Genomic DNA, 21,480 nt, shown 5'->3' on the forward strand with positions numbered 1-21,480 from the left:
CTACTTGGTCAACCCGCGCAGACCGCCCGAGATCAGGATATTGACCTCGTAAAGGATGCGGGGCGCGGCCAGCCCGCCGGGGCTGGCCAGATAGTTGGGGCTCCATTCCGGATCGAATTTCTGTTTGAAGGCGCGCAGCCCTTCGAAATGATAGAACTGCTCGCCATGCTCATAGACAAAGCCGCCGATGCGGTTCCAAAGCGAGGCAAGCTGACGGTTTTCGATTCCTGAAAACGGCGCCGCACCCAGCGAGAACCAATGGAACTCCTGCCGCGATCCCCAGTTCATCATCTCTGCAAACAGCGCGTCCATGACAAAGCTTGGGCTGTCAGGTTCATAGCGCATCAAATCCAGTGACAGCTCGGATTTGTTGCCGCCCTGAAACAGGTTGGCGAAGGCCATGATCTTGCCTGTCTTACCGTCACGCAGAACCGCATGATCGAAATATGACAGGTACTGATCGTCAAAGCCCCCCAACGCAAAGCCCTTTTCGGCACCCGCCTTTTGCGCCAGCCAATGATCTGAAATCGCGCGCAGTTCCGGCAATACCGGGGCCAGGTCTTCTTTCGGGATGATCTCGAATACATAGCCCTCCCTCTCGGCCCGGTTTCTGGCCTGTCTGAACCGCTTGCGTGACTTTCCGTCCAGCGAGAAATCCTTGAGCGGAACCCGCGCGACCTCACCAATCTTCAGGATCGACAGGCCCAGGTCCAGAAATGTCGGCAGGTACTTGGTTGAAACACTGTAGAAGGCACACAGTTTTCCTTCTCGGTCCGCCATTTCCCTGAGTTGCCAGATCAACTGCCGCCCCGCCGTTTCATCACCGACCGGCTCTCCCTTCGAGATCAGAGCGTTGCCCGTGTCTGCATACGCAATGAATGCGGTCTGATCCGGTGAGATGAGGAACTGCTTGTCACCGGTAAGCGAGATTTGGGATTCGGTATCTTCGCACTCCATCACAAGCCGTTCAACGACCTCGGGGATTTCCGTGCGCACAGGCGTCGGAATCTCTCGCCCGAACAGAGAGTTCACGGCCACGACGCCCACGATCACCGCCACGATGAGGCTGGAGCGCAAAAAGCGCGAAGCGTCACCGTTCCAGGCAAACTCCCACCACAGGGCGTTCTGGTACTCGACATGGGAATAGGCGAACAGTCCGATCCAGAATATCACCGCCAACAGCGCCACGACACTGACCAACCAAGGAATATTCAGCCTGAAGATCGACGCGCCACTGACCCGATAAAACGCCCCGCGGAACATCGCCAGAAGGCCAATCGTGCCCAGCATCGACAGCGCTTCGTGAGTGTCCAGCCCCTTTGCCAGCGAGGCAAAGAACCCGGCCACCATCAACAACATTGCCACCACCCATGCGCGGTAGAGCTTTCGAAACAAACCGCGGGACACCAGCAAAAGCAGCACGCCGACAGCACTGCCGGCAAGGTGCGATGCCTCGACAAACGACAGCGGCAAGACCTCTCTCAGGACGCCAAGGTTCTGCGTGCCCGCTGGCAATGCGCCGGATATCAGCAGGACCACCCCTGCCACGGCCGCAACCCCGGCTGCCACCATCGGAACAATGGGACGGATGACCCGATAGACCCATGTCGCGGCGCCGCCGATCCTGTGCCTTTGCGTCAGTGCGGACGCGACCGCAATCGACACGCTGGCGATACCGAACGGCAAGAAGGTGTAAACGACGCGATACAGCAACAAGGCTGCGATCACATCCGAACGTCCCGACGCCCCAAGCCCCGCGATCAGCGTGGCTTCGAATACCCCGAGCCCGCCCGGCGCGTGGCTGAGGATTCCAACGGCGATGGCGGCGATGTAGACCGTGAAGAAATAGGGATAGCCAACGCCCAGATCGTCCGGCATCAGGACATAGAGCGCCATGGACGCGCCAACCAGATCTCCGATGGCGGCCAGTGTCAGAAGGCTGGCCAGTTTGCCACCCGGCAAGTCAAACCCTATACCGGCGACGGCCAACCGCCTGCCCCCGCTGGACAACCATATGAACATCGCAACCAATGCCCCCAAAAGGCACAGCCCGATGACGGTTTCCACCGTTTCGCTGACAGGCATCACTTTCGAGATCCCATCCGGATGCACGGTCAGCAACACACCCAGAACCAGAACAAGCCCCATCCAGAACGCGACCCAGGACGTTGCGATAACCCCGGCCACCCGCCCCAGATCCAAGCCCAGCGACGCATATATCCGATACCGGATCGCCGTTCCGGTAATGTAGGAAAAACCCAGACAGTTCGACACGGCATAGCCGCTGGCCCCTGCCATTCCGGCAACAGGCAATGGCACTTTGCCGCCCGCCACACTTTGCACGGCAAACACATCATAGAGCGACAGCGACAGGAAACTGAACGCGGTCCAGCACAAGGCGAAAAACATCAGTTTCCACGACGTCGTTGCGATATCGGTCTGGACATCTGACCATTTCACATGCGCCGACAAATCATGCAGAACCGTCAGCGCGATCCCGGTCACGAGAACCGGTATTGCAATCCGCAGCCAGGGTTTTTCCAACATGGCCGTAAGCTTTTCGGCCCAGTGTACGGCCAGAGGTTCACCGTCACTTTCCGCATTGGTCATACTGCACGTCCCCGCCAGTTTCTGATCGCAGATACCACGCGCGGCTCACCCGCCCGTCGATGATTCAGACATCATCTGCCAACGGACTCTGGCACATTTTGGTTTTATCTCAAAGCGCTAGAGCCGCCCCTTGCGTGTTGACAGCAAAAGGTTCGTTTCCGAACGCGTCACGCCGTCGATCCTTCGGATCTGAAACAGAACCTCATCCAGTTCAGCCAGGGTTTCCGTACTGATCTCGGCGATCAGATCCCAACTGCCATTTGTCGAATGAACTGCCGTCACCTGACGCATGGCACCGATCCGGGCCATGACGCGTTCCGTCCCGCGCCCCTCAATCTCGAGCATCATCAACCCGCGCACCGGGCTTTGCGCCAGATCGCGACGCGTCAGGACGGTAAAGCCGACGATTTCACCGGACTGTTTCAGCCGCTGCAACCTGCTGCGGACCGTGGTGCGTGTCACGCCCAGTGTTTCCGACAGTTCTGAAAGGCTTGCCCGTGCATCCCGTTGCAACGCATTGAGCAGCCGATTGTCCAATTCGTCCATGGCATCTTCTCATAAAGGATTTTCCGAGACCATTTTGAGCATTTTGCCGACTTCACGCAAGACAGTCCGACGGCCTAAATGAACACATGGAAATCAAGGATATCATACTGGTCGGCGCCCCAATGGACGCCGGGAAACGTCGTCAGGGATGCCGGATGGGACCTGATGCGTATCGCGTGGCAGGGTTGGATCAAGCGCTGTCTGATCTTGGTCACACCGTTCACGATTGGGGCGACGTGCAGGCCGAAAACGTCGACATTCCCCAACACCCGCACCTGTTCGCCCTGCCCGAATGTGTGGGGTGGACGCACGCTCTCAGCAAAGCTGCGCAAGACGCGGCGGGTCAGGGCATTCCGATTTTCATGGGGGGTGATCACGCCCTGTCCATGGGTACGGTGGTCGGAATGGCCGCCCATGCTGCTCGGATCGACCGCCCTCTCTTTGTGCTATGGCTTGACGCCCACAGCGACTTTCACACTCCGGACAGTACCGGCAGCGGCAATCTGCACGGCACGCCGGTGGCGTATTTCACCGGCAGACCCGGATTCGAGGATTTCCCACCTTTGCCCGCCGTCATACCGACGGATCGCGTCGGCATGATCGGATTGCGTTCTGTTGACCCGGCGGAACGGGCGGCGCTGGAGCAAGACCGCGCCATGCTGGCGGATATGCGCAGCATTGATGAAAACGGTATCAAAGCCCCCCTTTTGGCCTTTCTTGATCGCGTGAAGGCAGAAAACGCTCTGCTACATGTTTCTTTGGATGTCGATTTCCTCGACCCGGCAGTGGCCCCCGCGGTCGGCACGACCGTGCCCGGCGGTGCAACCGAGCGCGAAGCTCACCTGGTAATGGAACTGCTGCATGAAAGCGGACTTGTCTGCTCGCTGGACCTAGTCGAATTGAACCCGTTTCTGGATGACCGGGGCCGAACCGCAAAACTGATGGTCGATCTGGCCGCCTCGTTGATGGGTCGCCGTATCTTCGACCGTCCCACCCGGAGTTTCTGATGCTGTCTCTTCAAGCGCCATCTGCCGCCGTCATGATCCGGCCGCACGCTTTTGCGTCCAATCCGGAAACACGCGATGACAATGCCTTTCAAACGCTGAGCACCGCATCCGCCCAGGCCACGTCGGAAGCGGCCAGGGATGAACATGATCGGGCGGTGCAGCAATTGCGCGACGCCGGAGTCACTGTTCATGTGTTTGACGATTTCGGCGACCTCAACACACCTGACAGCGTTTTTCCAAACAACTGGTTCTCGACGCATCCCGGCGGCCATGTGGCGATCTACCCGATGTTCGTGCCATCGCGCAGACGCGAACGCCGGACCGATGTAATCGAACTGCTCAAACAGGAATACCGTGTGCAGGATGTCATCGACTATTCCGGGCTGGAACAAGACAACCTGGCCCTGGAAGGGACCGGCGCGATGGTGTTGGATCATGTGGCCCGCATCGCTTACACGGTGACGTCCAATCGCGCCGATCCGGTCCTGTTGGAACGGTTTTGCACACATTTCAACTATGAACCAATCGCCTTCGAAGCCCGCGATGCCAAGGGCCGGGACGTTTATCACACCAACGTTTTGATGGGTATCGGCACGCATTACGCCCTGATTTGCCTCGACATGATTTCGGACCCGGCCCGCCGCATGACCGTTCGCAATCGGCTGGAAGAATCCGGTCGAACGGTCGTTGACCTGACGCACGACCAAATTGCCGAGTTCGCAGGCAACGCCATTGAACTGACCGGACGGGATGGGTTGGTTCTGGCCCTGTCCAGCAGGGCACTTGCCGCCCTCACACCAGACCAAATCGCAACAATCCAGGACAGTTCAACACCGTTGCCGCTGTCCGTTCCAACAATTGAAACCGCCGGTGGGTCCGTGCGCTGCATGATTGCAGGCGTTCACCTTGCCCGCCGATAGGAGAGCACCATGCAACCTTCAGACAAGGCCCTGGTACCATTCGTTTCCGTCGACAACATGATGCGACTGGTACACCACATTGGCGTCGAACAGATGATCACGCAGATTGCCGCTCAGATCGAGGCCGATTTCAAACGATGGGAAAGCTTCGACAAGACACCTCGCATTCCGGCGCATTCTCCTCATGGCGTAATTGAGTTGATGCCGACTTCGGATGGTGAGGCGTACGGGTTCAAATACGTAAACGGCCATCCCAAGAACACCTCCGAGGGGCTGCAAACCGTTACCGCATTCGGCCTGCTGGCGGATGTCTACACCGGATATCCGACGCTGTTGACCGAAATGACAATGCTGACCGCGCTGCGCACGGCTGCGACTTCGGCATTGGTCGGGCGCTATCTGGCCCCGAAAAATGCAAGGACAATGGCCATGATCGGCAATGGCGCACAGTCCGAATTCCAGTGCCTCGCCTTCAAGGCAATGTGCGGGATCGACACCGTTCGGCTTTATGACATCGATCCGAATGCCACGTCGAAATGCGCTGCGAACTTGCAGGGCAAGGGCCTGACAGTCATCCCTTGCAAGACGCCGGAAGACGCCATCGAAGGTGCCCAGATCATCACCACCTGCACGGCAGACAAGAAATACGCAACGATCCTGACCGACAACATGGTCGGGCCCGGCGTGCACATCAACGCCATCGGAGGCGATTGCCCCGGCAAGACCGAGTTGCATCGCGACATCCTGTTACGTTCGGACATCTTCGTCGAGTACCCCGAACAAACCCGGATCGAAGGCGAAATTCAGGCGCTGGACGCAGATCACCCTGTGACCGAGATGTGGCAGGTCATCACCGGCGCCGCCACGGGGCGCATCGATGAGCGGCAGATCACTTTGTTCGACAGTGTAGGCTTTGCCATCGAGGATTTCTCGGCCCTGCGCTATGTGAAACAGGCGATTGAAGGCACAACCTTCTTTGAACCTCTGGACATGTTGGCCGACCCGGACGATCCGCGCGATTTGTTCGGAATGTTGATGCGAGCTGGATAGCGCGCGATCTTGGGGGCTCTGCCCCCGCCGCGCTGCGCGCGCCTCCCCCGGGATATTTTCAGCCAGATGAAGCAGGGGATCCGAACTTCATCTGGCCACAAATATCCCGGAGCGCGAGGCAGAGCCTCGCTTCCGAGCTATCCCGCAAGCGATGGCAGGTAGAGGACAATACCCGGGAATGCCACAAGCATTGCGATGGTCAGGGCGTCCGCGATGAAAAAGGGCGTGACGCCTTTGAACACATCTTGAACACTCAGGTCCGGGCGCACACCGGCAACGACAAAGCAGTTCAGCCCGATGGGCGGTGTAATCAGGCAAAACTCGGCCATTTTGACGACCAGAATGCCAAACCAGATCGCGCACATCGGGCCGGACATTCCAAACGCGCTGTCGGCGGCACTGACGGTCTCACCACCATTCAAGGCCATTACCGCCGGATAGACGACGGGCAAGGTCAAAAGCAGCATCCCGATCGCGTCCATGAACATGCCCAACACCGCGTATGCCAGCAGAATGCAGATCAGGATCATCATGGGCGACATCTCGAGCCCCGTAATCCAATCCGAGAAGGCACCCGGTAGGTCGGCGAACCCAAGAAAGCGCACATAGATCAGAACGCCCCAGATGATCGAAAAGATCATCGCCGTCAGTTTGGCGGTTTCCAAAAGTGCGGATTTGAGCTCGGCCCAGCGCATTCCGTGGAACAAGGCGAAACAGAATATGATGAAGGCACCAATGGCACCGCCTTCCGTCGGAGTGCCCCATGCTTTTTCACCAAACGGATTGTAGACAAAGCAAATGATGATCAAGATGACGGCGACAATCGGAATGGCACCGGGAAGTGCTGCAAAGCGCTGTTTCCAGGAAAACCCCGTGACCGGCGGGCCAACGGATTTGAAGATCACTGCAATCCCAATGATCAAAAGGCCGTACACGATTGCGGAAAACGCACCCGGAATGAAACCCGCCAACAGCAGTTTCCCGACATCCTGCTCGACGATGATCGCGTAGATCACCAGAATGGCCGAAGGCGGGATCAGGGAGGCCAGCGTCCCGCCCGCGGCAACCACACCTGCTGCAAAGCGTTTATTATAGCCCACCTTCAGCATTTCCGGAATCGCGATACGGGCGAAGACGGCGGACGTCGCAACCGAAGCTCCGGACACCGCAGCGAAGCCGGCCGTGGCGAAAACGGTCGAAACCGCCAACCCGCCGGGCACCCATGCGACCCAGCGTTTTGCGGCCTCGAACAAAGCGCGGGTAAGCCCCGCGTAATACGCCAGATATCCAATCAGGATAAAGGTCGGAATCAGGCTGAGAGTGTGGGACGCGACCTTGGAATGTGGCACCTGCCCCGCGGTCTTGACCGCCACTGTCAGCGCCTTGCCAAACCGTTCCGGATCGTAACCGAACTTGGCCCAGAAAATCCAAACCAGTCCGACAAGCCCTGCCAAACCGGCTGCAAAGGCAACCCGCATGCCCGCCACGACGAGGACCAGAAGGCCGCCAGTGACCCAGAGGCCAATATCAATCGTGTCCATCTATCAGTCCTGCCCTTCGAACTGTTCGGCCTCGGCCGCCGCCTGCGCAGCTGCATCCTGTATCAACGGAACGGCCGCCGGAGCGTCCAGCCCCAGCCAGAACGCCCGACCATACCCCCAGACTTGCAGCGCAAGGCGCAGGCAGAGAACGGAAAATGCAACGGGTGCCAGCAGCTTGGCCGGCCACAAGGGTATACCGATGTCGATCGAACTGTCCCGGCTCCACATTGGGGCGCCAAAATCAAAGGACCGGTCGAAATGAGACCAACTGCCCCAAACCAAAGCCAGCATCAGGATCAGGATCAGAACCACCGAGAGCAGTTCGAACAGCCACAAAGCTCGACCGTGCAAGCGGGATATGACGATATCCATCCGGATATGCCCCCCATCACGCTGAACATATGAAATGCCCAGAAAAGCGATGAGAGGCATCGCCTGTTCGATCCAGTCCACATAGCCCGGCAAAGGAGCATTCAGCGCATTTCGACCACTGACCGACACAACGGCCAATACCATCAGTGAAAAAACCGCCAATCCGCTGATCAGTGCCAGAAACCGTTCGAGCACGAGCAAACGCTGATCCAACTGGCTCAGACGGCTGCCGTCTACCAGAACCGTGGCTTGTCCTGCCATTCCGGTGTTTCCTTGTTGTTTGTTGCCGGGCGCCTTGAAAGCACCCAGCCTTATGGATCAGTTGCCGCCGCGCTGTTGCTTCAGCGTCGTCTGGACAAGATCGTAAAGGTCCTGCGCCGGCAGGCCCTGTGCGGTCATGTCCGCAATCCATTTTTCACGGATCGGATCAGCGGCCTTTGTGCGGAACTCTTCAATTACCGCTTCGTCGATCATGACCTTCTGGACACCCTTTTCTTCAAGGACACTGTCCCATTGTTCGAGCAAGCCGCCGTAATTCGCCAGGTAGTGATCGATCGCCTCGTCAATCGAGCTGTCCAGAGCCTCACGATGTTCGGCTGGCAGGGCCTCGTAGGCATCGATGTTGACGACAACCGGGCAGTTCACCGTTCCTGGATTCAGGTTCGCGGTCCACCAGTCCGCTTCGTTGATCGTTCCGAATGACAGGTGCGCGTGCTGGGCAAAGGCCACGGTGTCGACGACGCCCGATTCCATCGCATTGAAGGCTTCGGTCGCCGGAACCGATGTCGGCACCCCTCCGACCGCCTCGAAGGCCTGGCCAAGGCCGCCGGTCGCCCGGACCCGCATTCCGTCAAATTCAGCCAGTTCATCCCGCGGCTCGCCCGTGCCGACAAGGTTATACTGCGGCATTGGCGAGGTCATGATGATGCGGGCGTTCCATTGCGCCATCTCTTCCTTGACCGCCGGATGGTCGTATACCGCATGGCTTACCGCAACTTCTTCCTGCAGGTTATTCACACCTAGGAACGGCAGTTCCAAAACGGTGATCGCCCGGTTCTTGTCGCGGTGATAGCCAGCACAGAACTGAGCCATCTCAAAGGCGCCGATTTCGATCCCGTCCAGGTTTTCCCTGGGTTTGGACAACCCGCCATAGCTGACATTGATGGTGAATTCGCCACCGGTTTTTTCGCTGACCAGTTCGGCCAGCTTTTCAACATGTTCCGTAAAGGCGCGGCGCTTGCCCCAGACGGATGCGTTCCATTCTGTCGCCGCGGCTTCGGTCACAAAAGCAACGCCAAGGGCGGCGACTGCGGCACCGCTCAACATCTTTTTCATAGTATCGTCTCCCATAGGTGCGCCCCCTACCGAGGCGCTTGCCGATCAAGCTAGCGCCAACATTCGATTGTGCCAACCCTAACCGGGATTTGCGTATTTTGCAGAATAAGCCCCAGAAACGACCCAAGACGACAGAAGCCTTGAGGTCACCTGTCGTTGCAACCACAATTGACACACAGCGCCCTCAATTCTCGTTACTTTTAAGTGGCTGTTTTTGTTCTATTTTAGTGATTCTTTTGCCGATTTTTTTACAGATTTGGCCATATTGTTGAAATTTCTTTACAAAGAAATCCAAGGATTACACCAATTTATTTATTTATTTTCAGAACGCGGTAATATTCAAACTTGGGGAGGAACAGGATCGACATTGCCTGAATGACAGGCAAAAAATCCACAAGCAATCCAGTCCAGAGGGAGGAGCCTCAAAGATGACCACCGCTGCCCAGGCAGATGCCAAGACTTATCCGCCATCCGCAGAAACTGTCGCTCGTGCGCATGTCGATGCGGCAAAGTATGCTGACATGTACGCAGCCTCAATCAGCGACCCCGACGCGTTCTGGGGCGAGCAAGGCAAGCGCATCGACTGGATCAAGCCCTTCACCCAGGTCAAGGACGTCAGTTACGAGTTTGGCTCGGTCAAGATCAACTGGTATGCCGATGGCACGTTGAATGTGTCGGCCAACTGCCTGGATCGTCATCTGAAAACCCGCGGCGACCAAACCGCGATCATCTGGGAGCCGGATGATCCAAATGACCCGGCCCAGCATATCTCTTACGCAGAATTGCACCGCCGCACCTGCCGGATGGCTAACATTCTGGAATCCCTTGGCGTGCGCAAGGGTGATCGCGTGGTCATCTATTTGCCGATGATCCCCGAAGCCGCTTATGCCATGCTGGCCTGTGCGCGGATCGGCGCAATTCATTCCATCGTTTTCGCGGGCTTCTCGCCCGACGCTCTGGCCGCGCGCATCAACGGGTGCGACGCCAAGGTTGTGATCACTGCGGATGAAGCGCCGCGTGGCGGCCGCAAAACGCCGCTGAAATCCAACGCAGACGCCGCCCTGCTGCACTGCAAGGACACTGTGAAATGCCTTGTGGTCAAGCGCACCGGTGGTCAGACCACCTGGATCGACGGTCGCGACTTTGACTACAACGAAATGGCGCTTGAGGCTGACGACTATTGCGCCCCAGCCGAAATGAACGCCGAAGATCCTTTGTTCATTCTTTACACGTCCGGTTCGACCGGTCAGCCCAAGGGCGTTGTGCACACCACGGGGGGGTATCTTGTTTACGCCTCGATGACGCAAGAGATCACATTCGATTATCACGAAGGTGACGTGTACTGGTGCACCGCTGACGTGGGCTGGGTCACCGGGCACAGCTATATCGTCTATGGCCCGCTGGCCAATGGCGCAACCACGCTGATGTTCGAAGGCGTGCCCACTTATCCCGACGCCTCGCGCTTCTGGCAGGTCTGCGAAAAGCACAAGGTCAACCAATTCTACACCGCCCCCACTGCGATCCGCGCTCTGATGGGTCAGGGCAATGAGTTTGTCGAAAAATGCGACCTCAGCGATCTTCGCATTCTGGGCACCGTGGGTGAACCGATCAACCCCGAAGCCTGGACCTGGTACAACGAGGTTGTCGGCAAAGGCAAATGCCCCATCGTCGATACCTGGTGGCAGACCGAAACCGGCGGCCACCTGATGACGCCGCTGCCCGGTGCACATGCGATGAAGCCCGGATCGGCGATGAAGCCGTTCTTTGGCATCGAACCGGTGGTTCTGGACCCGCAATCCGGTGTCGAAATCGAAGGCAACGGTGTCGAGGGCGTTCTGTGTATCAAAGACAGCTGGCCCGGCCAGATGCGCACCGTCTGGGGCGATCATGAGCGGTTCGAGAAAACCTATTTCTCGGATTACAAAGGCTACTACTTCACAGGTGACGGCTGCCGTCGCGACGAAGATGGCGACTATTGGATCACCGGTCGTGTAGATGACGTGATCAACGTGTCCGGTCACCGCATGGGCACAGCCGAGGTGGAAAGCGCGCTGGTTGCACATGCTGCTGTGGCCGAGGCTGCGGTGGTTGGATACCCTCATGAAATCAAAGGGCAAGGCATCTATTGCTATGTCACGTTGATGAATGATCGCGAGCCTTCGGACGAGTTGATGAAAGAGCTGCGCACATGGGTCCGCACCGAGATCGGTCCAATTGCATCCCCGGATGTGATCCAGTGGGCACCCGGCCTACCGAAAACGCGCTCGGGCAAGATCATGCGCCGTATCCTGCGCAAGATCGCCGAGAACGATTTCGGATCCTTGGGCGACACTTCGACACTGGCCGATCCGTCGGTGGTCGAAGACCTGATCGAAAACCGTGCGAACAAGTGAGGGTATGATGGACGCTGCCACGATCACCACGCCCGCCGTTCTCATCCTTCTCGGCCCTCCGGGTGCCGGGAAGGGCACACAGGCCCGGATGCTGGAAGAGAAATTCGGACTTGTACAACTCAGCACCGGTGACCTGCTGCGCGAAGCGGTCGCGGCCGGAACCGAAGCCGGCAAAGCGGCAAAAGCCGTTATGGAAGCCGGCGATCTGGTCAGCGATGAAATCGTCATCGCCATCCTGCGCGACCGCATGGCACAGCCGGATTGCGCCAAGGGCGTCATTCTGGACGGTTTCCCGCGCACGACGGTTCAGGCGGAAGCGCTGGACAGCCTGCTGGCATCGAACAACCAGAAGATCAACGCCGCAATCAGCCTCGAGGTGGAAGACGCGGAAATGGTGACCCGTATTTCGGGCCGCTACACCTGCGCCGGCTGTGGTGAAGGCTACCATGACCAGTTCAAGAAGCCTGTCGAAGAAGGCAAATGCGACAAGTGTGGCCATACCGAGTTCAAGCGCCGCGCGGATGACAATGCCGAAACGGTGGCCTCGCGCCTTGCAGCGTACCACGCGCAGACGGCACCACTGATCGTCTACTATGACGGTCAGGGCGTGCTGCAGCGTACAAACGCCATGGGCAGGATCGAAGACATTGCCAATGACCTTGAAGGGATCGTTAGTAAAGTCATGAAATAGGGGGTGGATTTAGGGCCGCAAGGCTCTGATCCCAAACAGAATACTTCAAAAGACCGCTTTGGCGGACTTGAGGAGTTTTGCCTGACGTCACATGGCGTCTGGCGCAAGTGAGAAGCGGCCCGACGCACTGGAGGATGTGGGCATCGGGCCGTCCAACGAGGAAGCGAAGGAGGAACCCGCAATGGCGGATCAATCAACAAACTCCGCGCAGACTGCCGAAGCCGACAAAGGCTATTGGCAGGCGAACCTGCGTCTCATCTACATCAGCCTCGTGATCTGGGCGCTGGTGTCTTTTGGATTCGGCATTCTGCTGCGTCCATTGCTGTCCGGCATCGCCGTTGGCGGCACCGATCTGGGCTTTTGGTTCGCTCAGCAGGGATCGATCCTGGTCTTTCTGGTGCTGATCTTCAACTACGCCTGGCGCATGAACAAGCTGGACGCTGAATTCGGCGTGGACGAGGAGTAAGCAGCATGGACCAGTTTACCATCAACCTGCTGTTTGTCGGCGCGTCATTTGCGCTGTACATCGGCATCGCGATCTGGGCCCGCGCGGGGTCCACATCGGAATTCTACGCCGCCGGTCGCGGCGTTCACCCGGTCACCAACGGTATGGCGACAGCGGCAGACTGGATGTCTGCGGCCTCGTTCATCTCGATGGCGGGCCTAATTGCCTTCACCGGCTATGACAACTCGACCTTCCTGATGGGGTGGACCGGTGGCTATGTGCTGCTGGCACTGCTGCTTGCGCCCTACCTGCGTAAGTTCGGCAAATACACCGTCTCGGAATTCATCGGCGACCGTTTCTACAGCCAGACCGCACGTATCGTTGCTGTGATCTGTCTGATCGTTGCTTCGGTGACTTACGTTATCGGTCAGATGACCGGCGTGGGCGTGGCCTTCGGCCGCTTTCTTGAGGTGTCGAACACCTCCGGTCTGCTGATCGGTGCCTGTGTGGTGTTTGCCTACGCGGTGTTCGGTGGGATGAAAGGCGTGACCTATACTCAGGTCGCTCAGTACTGCGTGCTGATCACCGCCTACACCATCCCGGCGATCTTCATCTCGCTGCAGTTGACCGGTACGCCGGTTCCGGCGCTGGGTCTGTTCAGCGATACCGCCAGCGGTGAGCCTCTGCTGACCAAGCTGGACGCGATCGTGACCGAGCTGGGCTTTGCCGAGTATACAGCGCATCATTCGAACACGCTGAACATGGTGCTGTTCACGCTGTCGCTGATGATCGGTACTGCCGGTCTGCCGCACGTTATCATGCGCTTCTTCACCGTGCCTAAGGTGTCTGACGCCCGCTGGTCCGCTGGCTGGACGCTGGTCTTCATCGCGCTGCTGTATCTGACCGCCCCAGCGGTTGGCGCAATGGCGCGTCTGAACATCACCGACATGATGTGGCCCAACGGTGGCATCGAAGGTGGTGCCGTTTCCGTCGAGGATATCGACAACGATCCACGCTATGACTGGATGCAGACGTGGCAGAAAACTGGTCTGCTGGACTGGGAAGACAAGAACGGCGACGGCAAGATCCAGTACTACAATGACCAAAATGCCGACATGCAGGCACTTGCGGAAGAAAAAGGCTGGGTCGGTAACGAGCTGACCAAGTTCAACCGCGACATCCTGGTTCTGGCCAACCCCGAGATCGCCAACCTGCCGGGTTGGGTGATCGGTCTGGTCGCTGCCGGTGGTCTTGCAGCTGCTCTGTCGACCGCTGCGGGCCTGTTGCTGGCGATCTCGTCGGCGGTGTCCCACGACCTTGTCAAAGGCGCGATCAACCCGCAAATCTCTGAAAAAGGAGAACTGCTGGCCGCTCGTATCGCAATGGCTGTGGCCATCGTCGTTGCAACCTATCTGGGTCTGAACCCACCGGGATTTGCTGCGCAAACCGTGGCCTTGGCCTTTGGTCTGGCGGCGGCCTCGATCTTCCCGGCGCTGATGATGGGGATTTTCTCGACCCGCATCAACAACACCGGTGCCGTCGCAGGTATGCTGGCTGGTCTGATCGTAACCCTGGTTTACATCTTCCTGCACAAGGGCTGGCTGTTCATTCCGGGCACCAACTCGTTCACTGATGCTGATCCGCTGCTGGGTCCGATCAAGTCGACCTCGTTCGGCGCCATCGGTGCAATGATCAACTTCGGCGTCGCTTACGTCGTCGCCGGAATGACCAAAGAGACTCCGCCGGAGATCGTTGAATTGGTCGAAAGCGTGCGCATTCCCCGTGGTGCGGGCGCAGCTCAGAATAAGTGAGCTTGATGCGGTCGTTGGTTCTTGCCTTCGACCGCGTCTTTCGATCCACTGTTCCCGCCCGGCACACCACTGGGCGGGATTTTTTAACCAGAACACCGGAGACAACACATGCCCCTGTCCCATGATGAAATTGCCCGGTTTCTGAAATCCGTTCACCCCTATGACGTGTTGCCTTCCGACGCCCTGGATCAGATCGTCAAACAGATCGAGGTATGGGAAGTTGAGGAGGACGCTTCTGTCTATGAGCTGGGTCACAAGTTGCCCGGGGTTTTCTTGATCTACGAAGGACAGGTTGAGATTACCGATGAGAACGGGGCCATCGTCTCTCATCTGGGGCTGCGCAACTCCTTCGGCGAGAGGGGCCTGCTGAAAGACGGCAAAGCCGCCACCAAAGCCCGTGCTCATACGCCGTCGGTCCTGATGGTTCTGCCACCGGATTTGGTGCGCAGTTTGATCGACAACCACGACGTCGTTGCCAAATTCTTCAATCGAACCCGTGGAGATCGCAGTGGCCCGCAAAGCCTTGCGACCAGTTCGATTGACGTTTTGATGGCGCGCGATCCCGCCACCTGCCCTGCGGACACGACAGTTCAGGAAGCGGCACAGATCATGCGCGACAAACACATCTCGTCGCTATGCGTGACAGATGGAGAGAAGTTGAAAGGTATCGCCACCCTGCGGGACATTTCGGGCAAATATGTTGCCAACGGGTTGCCCGAAACCACACGGATTTCCGAAATCATGACTGCAAATCCCGTAACCCTGTCGCCCAGCGATATCGGCTCGGACGTTCTGCATATCATGATGGAGCGCGGCATTGGCCACATCCCGGTTTCCGAAGGCGGTCGTCTGGTCGGGATCGTGACGCAGACCGATCTGACCCACTATCAGGCCGTCAACTCGGCCGAATTGGTTGGTCGGATCGCAAAGGCTGACAGTGCCGAAGAGATGGCGAGGGTGACGGCGGAAATTCCGCAGTTGCTGGTTCAGTTGGTTGCCGGCGGGAACCGGCACGAGATCGTCACGCGGCTGATCACCGATATTGCAGACACGGTTACCCGCCGCCTGCTGAAATTGGCCGAATCTGAACTGGGGCCGCCGCCTGTACCCTATTTGTGGCTGGCCTGCGGCTCACAGGGACGGCAAGAACAAACCGGCGTATCGGATCAGGACAATTGCCTGATGCTGGACGATAGCGTCACCGACGCCGATATGTCCTATTTCACCAAACTGGCCAAATTCGTCTCTGACGGGCTGGACGTCTGCGGGTACTTCTACTGCCCCGGCGACATGATGGCGACCAATCCGCGCTGGTGTCAGCCGGTTCGTGTCTGGCGCGACTATTTCAAAGGCTGGATTGCTAAGCCAAACCCCGAGGCGCAAATGCTGGCCTCGGTCATGTTCGACCTGCGCCCCATCGGCGGCGCATTTGAGTTGTTTGGCGATCTGCAAGCGGACACTCTGGCAGTGGCCAGGGCAAACTCGATCTTCGTCGCACACATGATTTCGAACTCGCTGAAGCACACGCCCCCCCTGGGCCTGCTGCGCGGTTTCGCGACGATCCGCTCGGGCGAGCATCGCAATACGCTGGATCTGAAACACAACGGAGTTGTGCCCGTCGTCGATCTGGCGCGCATCTATGCACTGCAAGGCGAGCTGACCGAGGCCAACACCCGCGCCCGCCTGAAAGCAGCCGAGGCCAGTGGCGTGCTCAGCCCTTCTGGTGCGCGTGACTTGCTGGACGCCTATGATCTGATCGCTGAAACCCGGCTGGAGCATCAGGTGCGGCTGGTTAAATCCGGAGCGATGCCCGACAACTACCTGCCACCGTCTGAATTGTCGGACTTTGAGCGAAGTCATCTGCGTGATGCTTTCGTGGTGGTAAAAACGATGCAATCGGCAGTTGGCCACGGCAAGGGAATGCTGGGCTGACATGCGACTGACCAACGGAGAGACCACATGTTTCTGGAACTGATCGGCACGATTTTCGCAGGGGTCGCATGTGCCGGAATCGTTCTTCTGCTGAACAAGCTGACCGGAGGGCGTTTGCCAAAATGGACAACGCCGGTTGCGGCCGGTCTTGGAATGATCGCGATGACCATCAACAGCGAATATTCCTGGTACGATCGCACGCGCGACCAACTGCCGGAAGAGATGACCATCGTGCAAGAGGTCGAAAGCCGCGCGTTTTATCGTCCCTGGACCTACGCGGTTCCGTTCGTTGACCGGTTTGCCGCAATCGACACCGTATCGGTGCGCACAAACGAAAACGTTCCGGAACAACGGCTTGTCGATCTTTACTTCTTTGGCCGCTGGGCTCCGGTTTCGAAACTGCCGGTGGCCGTGAATTGTGCAGAAGGCCGCCGCGCCAACCTGGCGGATGGTGCCGAATTTGCCGAGGACGGGCGTCTGGTGAACGCTGACTGGATAGCAGCCGGAACCAATGACCCCGTCATCGCAGCCACTTGCGGGGTGTGATCATGCTGACCGGATTGAGTTTGAGGCTCAGGATTTTTCTGTTCTTCTGTCTCCTCGCCCTTGGCGGGGTTGCCATCAGCGCCACCGCTCTCTGGATCACCTATTCCCGTGCGGGAAACCCCGGTCTGCTGAATGATTTCGTCTTCGCCGAAATCCTGATCGGATTTGGATTTCTGGCACTGGTCGCGGGTGTTTGGCTGCTGTTCGACGACAACGTCGCCAAACCGATCGAACGGCTTTCCGCCCAACTGCGTGCCCGTGCACATGCCGGTGTAAGCACCGACCTGGACATGCAGGCCGCGCGGTATCTGGGTGATCTTGCCCCGGCAGCGGCGGGATTGGCGGAACAACTGGCCTCGAACGCCATGCGCACGGCCGAGGCCGTGGCCGCCGAAACCGCGCATCTGGCCGCAGAAAAACAACGCCTGACCGCGCTGCTGACGGAAATCCCTGTGGCCATGCTGCTGGCCAGTCCGAAACATCAGATTGTTCTGTACGACGGGCAGGCCGCCGAGGTTCTTGCCCAGATCGCGCATCCTCGTCTGAACGCATCTCTTTTCGAATATCTCGAAGCCACCGGCCTGACAGACGCATATGCCAAGTTGTGCAAAACCGGAAAGGACGTCTATTGCACCCTGTCCAGCGTGGACGGGCGGCAGACCTATTCCGCCCGGATGAAACCCTTGGGCGATGCACCCGGATATATGCTTGTCTTCGAAGACAGCGCGACACATATGTCACCGGACGATGCCCGCCCGCTGGTCTATGATTTCGAACTTCTCAATACACCGGGGGATGATGCGTTCGAGAACCGCCCCCTGTCGGATCTATGTTTCGTGGTTTTCGACACGGAAACAACCGGTTTGCTACCTCACAAGGATGAGATCGTGCAGATCGGCGCAGTGCGCGTTCTGAATGGTAAAATCGTTCAGGGTGAACATCTGGACATGCTGGTTGATCCCGGCATTCCGATTCCCCCGGCGTCGACCAAAGTACACAAGATCAGCGATCGTATGGTTCAGGGGGCGCCTGATATCGCCGAAGCCGGACGCGTTTTCCATCAGTTTTCGCGCGACGCCGTGATCGTGGCGCATAATGCCCCGTTCGACATGGCGTTCCTGCGCCGCCATGCCAAACGGATGGGTGTCGAGTGGGATCATCCGATACTCGACACGGTCCTGCTATCTGCGGTGCTGTTCGGGGCAAGCGATACGCACACACTGGATGCCTTGTGTGAACGGCTGGAAATCACGATCCCCGAAACGTTGCGCCATACCGCACTGGGCGACGCGGTTGCCACGGCCGAGGCATTGATCAAGATGCTGCCGATCCTGCAAGCACGCGGCCTCACGACTTTTGGCGAGGTGATCATGGAAACCCGCAAACATGGTCGTTTGCTGGAAGATCTGAACTGACGGCATAAATTGCACCCGGCAGTCAGCTTTTCATGGACAATCCGGGCCACGCATGGCACCTGATGCGCGGCCAAGGATTAAGCGCGCAATGACCGAAAAGACCTTTACACCGACCCCGGATCAAAGCCCCGCCTTTCGGGAAGCACTGGGATGCTTTGGCACCGGCGTCACGGTAATTACCGCGCAATCCGACGAAGGTCCGCGCGCCATAACAGTGAATTCATTTGCGTCAGTCTCGTTGGAACCGCCACTGGTCCTGTGGTGTCTGGCCAAGGAATCATTCCGATTTGATACGTTCAGCACCTGTGATCTCTATTCGATCCACGTCATGGCGCAGGATCAGCAGGATCAGGCGTTGCGGTTTGCACGCGATGGGGCGGATTTCTCACATGCAAACTGGACCGAGGATACGGTCGGGCGTCCACATCTGGCCCAGTGTCTGGCCCGGTTCGATTGCCGCCTTCATGCCCGTCATGACGCAGGGGATCATCTGATCATCGTGGGTCAGGTAGAGCAGGTCATGTATCGCACCGGCAAAGGGCTGATTTTCAAACGCGGGCAGTTCGGCGGGTTTGTCGACCTGATCTAATCGTCCAGCGACCCGTGAACCGCCAACGCCTCCAGTTCCGCGTCCTGCGGAGTGATCACGCGAAAGGCTTCGTGCACGCCTGTCTCTGTCAGTTCCCTTGCGACGGTCAACAGCGTGTTGGCCGTATGGTCTTCGCACAACTCTGACATGTGGTCGATTTCAGCTTGCGCAACGCCCAATGCGGCCTCGACCGAGGGTGCGCCATAGAACTGCACAAAATGTTCGGCCAGGTTATGCGCAATCTGATCTTTCTCTGCGGCTTCGATCTGCGTCACGGCGACAAAAGTCACCCGACCAAAGGTTTCCAACCCCAGCCAGCCATTCGCAAATGCCTGTCGTGCCTTGCCTTCAAGATCGCCCTGCCCCCAGTTGGAAAACTCAAACCCGCCCGAAACGCACCACTCTCCGGTGCGCGCCGGGGAATGAAACACGTTCATGTCGCTTTCGTCGAAATGGATCGCTCGGGCCAGTTTCATTCTCGGTTCTCCAACAAGTCAGTCAGGGGGCGCAGATGCGTATCGACCCCGTCGCGGATCAGCATCCCGAAACGTTCATCCGTTCCAAGGAATACGCCACCGTCGATCAGCGGTTCGCCCACGCCGCGCAGCAGGCCCATCCATTCGGCGTGCAAGGACGCGTTGCCATCCTCCTGCCAACGGTTGAGCCAGGTCAACATGTGTCGTGACCAGCTTTCCACCAGCTGCGTTGCAGAAACCTCGGCACAGCCTTCATCGTACAGCGCGGTGATATCAGGGGTTTCACCCGGCGCATCACTGGTTTGCAACAGTGTCAGCTCCCAGCCGACGACCAGCCAGTCCGGCTCTTCCTCGGGCATTGATGTTGACGCAGCCGCGCGGAACCGGCCGCACCGCGCGCCGTTCACGCAAATCAGACCATCCCAACCCAGATGCACCGCAACCTCTGGCGGGGCCAAAGCGCCCAGCGCGTTTTGGAATCCCACAGCACAAAGCGGCAGCATCGCCAACGCCTCCTGCAATGGCACCTCGGGGGCAAAAACAATTGCCACGCGCAGGAAATCCGCCTGAATATTGTAGACAACCGTACCCGCATCACAGCCCAGCGCAGCCATGGCCTGCGCGCGCTCGAACGGGTCTTCCCCACCCTGAACCGGGTGGCCCGTCAGCAAGGGTGGGAAAACCGGCTGGCTCATGCGTTGCCTTTGGCGATCATGTCGCGGGCGATCTTGCGGAATGCCTCGGCTTGCGGGCTGTCAGGTTTGCTGACAACGATGGGCGCGCCCCCGTCAGCGGCGACGCGGATGTCCAGATGCAACGGGATTTCACCCAGCAGCGGCACGCCCAGCGCCTCTGCCTCAGACTTGACACCACCATGACCGAAAACATGTTCTTCGTATCCACAGTTCGAACAGATATGCGTGGACATGTTTTCGATCATCCCGACAATGGGTGTCTTCAGCTGGTTGAACATGTCGATCCCTTTGCGGGCATCAATCAGGGCCACGTCCTGCGGCGTTGAAACGACAATGGCACCATCCACCTGGAACTTCTGGCTCAGCGTCAGTTGCACGTCACCGGTGCCGGGCGGCAGATCGACGATCAGAACATCCAGCGCGCCCCATTGCACCTGGCTCATCATTTGTTGCAGCGCACCCATCAACATCGGCCCACGCCAGACAACCGCCTGACCTTCGTTGGTCATCAAACCCATCGACATCATGGTGACGCCGTGGTTGCGCAGCGGCAGGATCGTCTTGCCGTCAGGGCTGGCCGGACGGCCCGAGACACCCAACATCCGGGGTTGCGACGGCCCGTAAACATCCGCATCCAGCAGACCTACACGCCGGCCTTCCGCAGCCAATGCGCAGGCAAGGTTGGCCGAAACGGTGGATTTGCCAACCCCACCCTTGCCGGACGCAACGGCGATGATCCGATCCACACCCGGCACTGCCTGCGGCCCGGTTTGCGATGGCTTTGGTTTCGGTTTCAGATCCGGCGGTGCCTTGTCGGAATGCGCGGTCATCAAGGCCGAAACATTTGCTACGCCTTCCACCATCTGAGCGGCCTTTTCAGCCGTGGCGCGGACAGGTTCCATCTTTTCCGCATATTTCGGATCGACCTCAAGCACGAAGCGTACCGTGTCGCCTTCCACATTCAAGGCGCGCACGATGCCTGCGCTTACGATGTCCTGCCCGGATACCGGGTCGGTGATCTTTTTCAGGTTCGCCAGAACCGCGTCACGAACACTCATGCTTGTTCCCCTTGATCCGCCCTGCTGACAGGGGCGTGCGTATCGACT

19 protein-coding genes are annotated in these 21,480 nt (G+C 58.5%); 11 read left to right on the forward strand and 8 right to left on the reverse strand.

Translation table 11 applies throughout. From position 1 onward, the window contains the following. Both mprF and GOW09_RS05700 read right to left on the reverse strand, forming a co-directional pair. Positions 1-2,610, reverse strand: coding sequence for a bifunctional lysylphosphatidylglycerol flippase/synthetase MprF (gene mprF, locus GOW09_RS05695; protein ID WP_371808019.1), 2,610 nt, complete (start codon positions 2,608-2,610; stop codon positions 1-3). Between the two features lie 117 nt (positions 2,611-2,727). Further along, on the reverse strand, positions 2,728-3,156 hold the full coding sequence (locus tag GOW09_RS05700) for an Lrp/AsnC family transcriptional regulator (protein WP_152457732.1): 429 nt from the start codon (positions 3,154-3,156) through the stop codon (positions 2,728-2,730). A gap of 86 nt (positions 3,157-3,242) precedes the next feature. On the opposite strand from GOW09_RS05700, the gene rocF reads away from it, so the two are divergent. The 3 genes from rocF to GOW09_RS05715 are packed head-to-tail and all read left to right on the forward strand — an operon-like array spanning position 3,243 to position 6,133. After that, complete coding sequence (gene rocF, locus GOW09_RS05705) at positions 3,243-4,163, forward strand: arginase (protein WP_171116338.1); 921 nt, start codon at positions 3,243-3,245, stop codon at positions 4,161-4,163. Further along, entirely contained in the window at positions 4,163-5,083 is a 921-nt protein-coding gene (gene ctlX / locus GOW09_RS05710; RefSeq protein ID WP_171116340.1) for a citrulline utilization hydrolase CtlX, read from the forward strand. The genes rocF and ctlX overlap by 1 nt, the downstream gene beginning before the upstream one ends. Before the next feature lie 9 nt (positions 5,084-5,092). Beyond that, complete coding sequence (locus GOW09_RS05715; protein WP_171116342.1) at positions 5,093-6,133, forward strand: ornithine cyclodeaminase; 1,041 nt, start codon at positions 5,093-5,095, stop codon at positions 6,131-6,133. Positions 6,134-6,270: 137 nt separating this feature from the next. Here GOW09_RS05715 and GOW09_RS05720 read toward each other — a convergent pair whose 3' ends face one another. The 3 genes from GOW09_RS05720 to GOW09_RS05730 are packed head-to-tail and all read right to left on the reverse strand — an operon-like array spanning position 6,271 to position 9,381. After that, complete coding sequence (locus GOW09_RS05720; RefSeq protein ID WP_171116345.1) at positions 6,271-7,674, reverse strand: TRAP transporter large permease; 1,404 nt, start codon at positions 7,672-7,674, stop codon at positions 6,271-6,273. 3 nt (positions 7,675-7,677) lie between these two features. Beyond that, positions 7,678-8,307 carry a TRAP transporter small permease gene (locus GOW09_RS05725; RefSeq protein ID WP_152457727.1) on the reverse strand — a complete coding sequence of 210 codons (630 nt, stop codon included), beginning with the start codon at positions 8,305-8,307 and terminating at the stop codon, positions 7,678-7,680. A 57-nt stretch (positions 8,308-8,364) separates the two neighbouring features. After that, positions 8,365-9,381 carry a C4-dicarboxylate TRAP transporter substrate-binding protein gene (locus GOW09_RS05730; RefSeq protein WP_171116347.1) on the reverse strand — a complete coding sequence of 339 codons (1,017 nt, stop codon included), beginning with the start codon at positions 9,379-9,381 and terminating at the stop codon, positions 8,365-8,367. Positions 9,382-9,809: 428 nt separating this feature from the next. Here GOW09_RS05730 and acs point away from each other — a divergent pair, with 428 nt between their 5' ends. The 8 genes from acs (at position 9,810) to GOW09_RS05770 (ending at position 19,203) form a co-directional block, all read left to right on the forward strand. Next, the gene (gene acs, locus GOW09_RS05735; protein ID WP_152457725.1) at positions 9,810-11,774 is read left to right on the forward strand and encodes an acetate--CoA ligase; all 1,965 of its coding nucleotides are present in this window, start codon (positions 9,810-9,812) and stop codon (positions 11,772-11,774) included. Positions 11,775-11,781: 7 nt separating this feature from the next. Next, on the forward strand, positions 11,782-12,465 hold the full coding sequence (locus tag GOW09_RS05740; RefSeq protein ID WP_171116349.1) for an adenylate kinase: 684 nt from the start codon (positions 11,782-11,784) through the stop codon (positions 12,463-12,465). Positions 12,466-12,646: 181 nt separating this feature from the next. Then, positions 12,647-12,931, forward strand: a complete 285-nt coding sequence (locus tag GOW09_RS05745) for a DUF4212 domain-containing protein (RefSeq protein ID WP_171116351.1) — start codon at positions 12,647-12,649, stop codon at positions 12,929-12,931. A gap of 5 nt (positions 12,932-12,936) precedes the next feature. Further along, complete coding sequence (locus GOW09_RS05750; RefSeq protein WP_171116353.1) at positions 12,937-14,721, forward strand: sodium:solute symporter family protein; 1,785 nt, start codon at positions 12,937-12,939, stop codon at positions 14,719-14,721. A gap of 108 nt (positions 14,722-14,829) precedes the next feature. Further along, on the forward strand, positions 14,830-16,653 hold the full coding sequence (locus GOW09_RS05755) for a DUF294 nucleotidyltransferase-like domain-containing protein (protein ID WP_171116355.1): 1,824 nt from the start codon (positions 14,830-14,832) through the stop codon (positions 16,651-16,653). A gap of 27 nt (positions 16,654-16,680) precedes the next feature. Further along, a complete protein-coding gene (locus GOW09_RS05760) occupies positions 16,681-17,199 on the forward strand; it encodes a hypothetical protein (RefSeq protein ID WP_171116357.1) in 519 nt (172 codons plus the stop codon). Between the two features lie 2 nt (positions 17,200-17,201). Continuing rightward, positions 17,202-18,614: a PolC-type DNA polymerase III gene (locus GOW09_RS05765; protein WP_171116358.1), complete on the forward strand. Its 1,413-nt coding sequence runs from the start codon at positions 17,202-17,204 to the stop codon at positions 18,612-18,614. An 88-nt stretch (positions 18,615-18,702) separates the two neighbouring features. After that, on the forward strand, positions 18,703-19,203 hold the full coding sequence (locus GOW09_RS05770; RefSeq protein WP_171116360.1) for a flavin reductase family protein: 501 nt from the start codon (positions 18,703-18,705) through the stop codon (positions 19,201-19,203). Here GOW09_RS05770 and GOW09_RS05775 read toward each other — a convergent pair. Genes GOW09_RS05775 through GOW09_RS05785 form a run of 3 tightly spaced genes read right to left on the reverse strand, consistent with a single transcriptional unit; the run spans position 19,200 to position 21,432 of the window. Further along, entirely contained in the window at positions 19,200-19,679 is a 480-nt protein-coding gene (locus GOW09_RS05775; RefSeq protein ID WP_171116362.1) for a DUF6505 family protein, read from the reverse strand. The two genes, GOW09_RS05770 and GOW09_RS05775, sit on opposite strands and share 4 nt — an antisense overlap. Continuing rightward, positions 19,676-20,374: a biotin/lipoate--protein ligase family protein gene (locus tag GOW09_RS05780; protein ID WP_171116364.1), complete on the reverse strand. Its 699-nt coding sequence runs from the start codon at positions 20,372-20,374 to the stop codon at positions 19,676-19,678. The genes GOW09_RS05775 and GOW09_RS05780 overlap by 4 nt, the downstream gene beginning before the upstream one ends. Beyond that, a complete protein-coding gene (locus tag GOW09_RS05785; RefSeq protein WP_171116367.1) occupies positions 20,371-21,432 on the reverse strand; it encodes an Mrp/NBP35 family ATP-binding protein in 1,062 nt (353 codons plus the stop codon). Before GOW09_RS05785 ends, GOW09_RS05780 begins: the two co-directional genes overlap by 4 nt. Between the last annotated feature and the right edge of the window lie 48 nt (positions 21,433-21,480).

The organism is Ruegeria sp. HKCCA5463 (assembly GCF_013034175.1).
Classification (GTDB): Bacteria; Pseudomonadota; Alphaproteobacteria; order Rhodobacterales; family Rhodobacteraceae; genus Ruegeria.

Excerpts from the sequence above, each read along its gene's own strand:
- mprF (WP_371808019.1), bottom strand. The coding sequence starts at position 2,610 with ATGACCAATGCGGAAAGTGACGGTGAACCTCTGGCCGTACACTGGGCC.
- GOW09_RS05700 (WP_152457732.1), bottom strand. The coding sequence starts at position 3,156 with ATGGACGAATTGGACAATCGGCTGCTCAATGCGTTGCAACGGGATGCA.
- rocF (WP_171116338.1), top strand. The coding sequence starts at position 3,243 with ATGGAAATCAAGGATATCATACTGGTCGGCGCCCCAATGGACGCCGGG.
- ctlX (WP_171116340.1), top strand. The coding sequence starts at position 4,163 with ATGCTGTCTCTTCAAGCGCCATCTGCCGCCGTCATGATCCGGCCGCAC.
- GOW09_RS05715 (WP_171116342.1), top strand. The coding sequence starts at position 5,093 with ATGCAACCTTCAGACAAGGCCCTGGTACCATTCGTTTCCGTCGACAAC.
- GOW09_RS05720 (WP_171116345.1), bottom strand. The coding sequence starts at position 7,674 with ATGGACACGATTGATATTGGCCTCTGGGTCACTGGCGGCCTTCTGGTC.
- GOW09_RS05725 (WP_152457727.1), bottom strand. The coding sequence starts at position 8,307 with ATGGCAGGACAAGCCACGGTTCTGGTAGACGGCAGCCGTCTGAGCCAG.
- GOW09_RS05730 (WP_171116347.1), bottom strand. The coding sequence starts at position 9,381 with ATGAAAAAGATGTTGAGCGGTGCCGCAGTCGCCGCCCTTGGCGTTGCT.
- acs (WP_152457725.1), top strand. The coding sequence starts at position 9,810 with ATGACCACCGCTGCCCAGGCAGATGCCAAGACTTATCCGCCATCCGCA.
- GOW09_RS05740 (WP_171116349.1), top strand. The coding sequence starts at position 11,782 with ATGGACGCTGCCACGATCACCACGCCCGCCGTTCTCATCCTTCTCGGC.
- GOW09_RS05745 (WP_171116351.1), top strand. The coding sequence starts at position 12,647 with ATGGCGGATCAATCAACAAACTCCGCGCAGACTGCCGAAGCCGACAAA.
- GOW09_RS05750 (WP_171116353.1), top strand. The coding sequence starts at position 12,937 with ATGGACCAGTTTACCATCAACCTGCTGTTTGTCGGCGCGTCATTTGCG.
- GOW09_RS05755 (WP_171116355.1), top strand. The coding sequence starts at position 14,830 with ATGCCCCTGTCCCATGATGAAATTGCCCGGTTTCTGAAATCCGTTCAC.
- GOW09_RS05760 (WP_171116357.1), top strand. The coding sequence starts at position 16,681 with ATGTTTCTGGAACTGATCGGCACGATTTTCGCAGGGGTCGCATGTGCC.
- GOW09_RS05765 (WP_171116358.1), top strand. The coding sequence starts at position 17,202 with ATGCTGACCGGATTGAGTTTGAGGCTCAGGATTTTTCTGTTCTTCTGT.
- GOW09_RS05770 (WP_171116360.1), top strand. The coding sequence starts at position 18,703 with ATGACCGAAAAGACCTTTACACCGACCCCGGATCAAAGCCCCGCCTTT.
- GOW09_RS05775 (WP_171116362.1), bottom strand. The coding sequence starts at position 19,679 with ATGAAACTGGCCCGAGCGATCCATTTCGACGAAAGCGACATGAACGTG.
- GOW09_RS05780 (WP_171116364.1), bottom strand. The coding sequence starts at position 20,374 with ATGAGCCAGCCGGTTTTCCCACCCTTGCTGACGGGCCACCCGGTTCAG.
- GOW09_RS05785 (WP_171116367.1), bottom strand. The coding sequence starts at position 21,432 with ATGAGTGTTCGTGACGCGGTTCTGGCGAACCTGAAAAAGATCACCGAC.